Genomic DNA, 2,602 nt, shown 5'->3' on the forward strand with positions numbered 1-2,602 from the left:
ATTTTGCTCGTTTTCTAATTAAAGCGTAAAGGGCAAAAATTCCTCCTTCGCCGTGGTTGGTTGCTTTAAGCGCAATAAACACTGTTTGCAAAGTTGTCAGCAAAGTCACAGTCCATAAAACTAATGAAATTGAGCCAACAATAAAATCACGGTTGACATTGGCAATACCGCCATTGCCTTCGACGATTGACTTCATAACATAGAGCGGGCTCGTACCGATATCTCCATAAACGATTCCGACGGCAATCAATAAGCCGGCAGCTGAGACCCGTTTCTTGATATTTTTGGTCATAATAACATCCTTATCAAATAAACTTACACTTTTTCATCTCATGAAAAAAAGAATGCCAGGAGACATCCTTTTTAAAGATAAATCTATTGTCATCTATTTGGATCAAGTATGCAAGTATATTTGACCTACTTTTCTTCGAATGATTTTATACCAGTTCGCTTAATTGATACTTGGTTTTGATTGCCAAGGATTAATGGAATGCGCTCGACAACGGTGTCTGCATAACTAAGACCAAACCAAGATGCAGGATTAGAAGAAAGATTTTGTAACCAGACGCGAAGCTCAACCATCCACCGTTCATATGTTGAAAGCTTGGTTAACGGACTGATGACATCGCTAACGATTACAAAGGAGAAATCGCCAACATTACGACCAGGAGTAGTCGTGTATTCTTGAGGCTGAGCTTCAATCGTACCATCTTCGATTAAGTCATGGACGATTTGTCTTAAGTAGACATTAACGCTAGTCTGCTTTTTAAAACCAAGATATAGCTGAATGTTGATCACGTTTTTTGTACCATAGGTGTTAATTGCATATTCAGCAGTGTATGGCTCATCAGTGACATTTACAGTAACAAACCAATAAGCTTTAGCTCGTTTAGGCCGTTTATCAAGAATCGAGTAGAGAATATCGCGCTTGATAAATTTATTGTATTTTACCTTAGCCATATACACCAAGTTGGTAGCATAAGTTGGATATTCTTCATCATGGCTTAAGTTGGTTAGCATTTCAGTATAGTTGTCTAAGCGGACGTAGGCATTTTGTGCTTCACGTTGGTCGCGAATCTTGTTGCCGAAGTACCAAATGTACATTACTAAACCGATTAAACCAGCAATTAAAACCGTAACATAACCACCATGTAAGAATTTGGTCATGCTTGAGATGAAGAACATTGGTTCGATAAAGGCAAAAATTGCAAGGAATATACTACGTAAGGCAAATGGGGTATTTTTGAGCCCTAAATATTCGAATAATAAAATTGTAGTCATCAACATAGTGACGGTGATTGCTAGACCATAGGCTGCTTCCATATGTTCGGAAGTTTGGAAGTAGAAGACGACAGCAATCGTGATGATGCAGAGCATTTTGTTGATGGCTGGAATATAAATCTGACCTTTCTCGGTTGAAGGGTAGACGATATTCATCCTTGGCAAAAACTTCAAGCTGCTGGCTTCGGCTACAAGCGTAAAGGAACCAGTAACTAAGGCTTGTGAAGCAATGATAGCAGCGACCGTTGCAAGTATAATCGCAAAGAATCTTAAGTTAGTTGGAACAACTTCGAAAAACGGGTTGAGATCGCCGCTAGCTTGATAGTTAGTATGCTGCAAAATCCAGACGCCTTGTCCTAAATAATTGAGTACGAGGCAGGCAAAGACAAATGGCCAGGAACCAATGATGTTCATTTTACCAACGTGACCGACATCGGAATAGAGGGCTTCGGCACCAGTGGTAGCTAGGAAAATAGAGCCGAGAATAAAGATACCGACTTTGTTGCTAGGACTGAAGAGTACTTTGATTGCCCAGTAGGGATTGAAAGCTTCAAGCAAAGTCCAATCGTGAGCAAGATTGATCAGACCGATAATTCCTAGAAAACTAAACCAAACAAGCATAATGGGACCAAAGGCTTTACCTATAATGCTAGTTCCCATGACTTGAATTGAAAAGAGCAGTAAGAGAATCACAACGGTAATTGCGATTACCGTTGCTTGGTTGGGAACGGGGATGCTTGATCCGAATTTCATATTTTTCAAGCCTTCAATTGAGGTAGTAACAGTAACTGCAGGAGTCAATGTACCATCTGCAAGTAGTGCAGCTCCTCCGACTAAAGCAGGGATGACTAGCCATTTGGCTCTCTTTTTAACTAGTGCATAAAGAGAGAAGATACCACCTTCACCGTGGTTAGTGGCTTTAAGGGCGATTGCAACGTACTTGATGGTTGTTAATAGAGTTACGGTCCAGATAATCAATGAAATAGAACCAACGATTAATTCACGGTTAGCGGCAACAAGCCCACCATTTTCACCAATAATACTTTTCATAACATAAAGAGGACTAGTTCCAATATCGCCATAGACAATGCCGATAGTGATTAATAGCCCAGCTAGAGTCATTTTTTTATTTGTATCATTCATATTTTTTCTCCAGAATTGAAATCAAAATTTCGAAATTTTTCACTAGTATAATTACATGGAATCGTTAAAACAATAATTTTTGTAAGTCTTTACCAAAATTTGTGATTAACAAGTGATAATGTCTTATCTGTTAACTTAGTAAAATGTCCTATTTGGAATTGGTTATGGCATAATCTCT

2 protein-coding genes are annotated in these 2,602 nt (G+C 38.9%); both read right to left on the reverse strand.

The window, feature by feature from the left end:
• A partial coding sequence (locus BN52_RS02205; protein ID WP_040473320.1) for a KUP/HAK/KT family potassium transporter occupies positions 1 to 292 on the reverse strand: 292 nt, incomplete at its 3' end.
• A gap of 125 nt (positions 293 to 417) precedes the next feature.
• Positions 418 to 2,424 carry a KUP/HAK/KT family potassium transporter gene (locus BN52_RS02210; RefSeq protein ID WP_008472502.1) on the reverse strand — a complete coding sequence of 669 codons (2,007 nt, stop codon included), beginning with the start codon at positions 2,422 to 2,424 and terminating at the stop codon, positions 418 to 420.
• Between the last annotated feature and the right edge of the window lie 178 nt (positions 2,425 to 2,602).

This window comes from Lactobacillus gigeriorum DSM 23908 = CRBIP 24.85, from assembly GCF_000296855.1.
Taxonomy (GTDB): Bacteria; Bacillota; Bacilli; order Lactobacillales; family Lactobacillaceae; genus Lactobacillus; species Lactobacillus gigeriorum.

What these genes read in the sequence shown, in the direction of transcription:
- BN52_RS02210 (WP_008472502.1), bottom strand. Translation starts at nt 2,424, where the DNA reads ATGAATGATACAAATAAAAAAATGACTCTAGCTGGGCTATTAATCACT.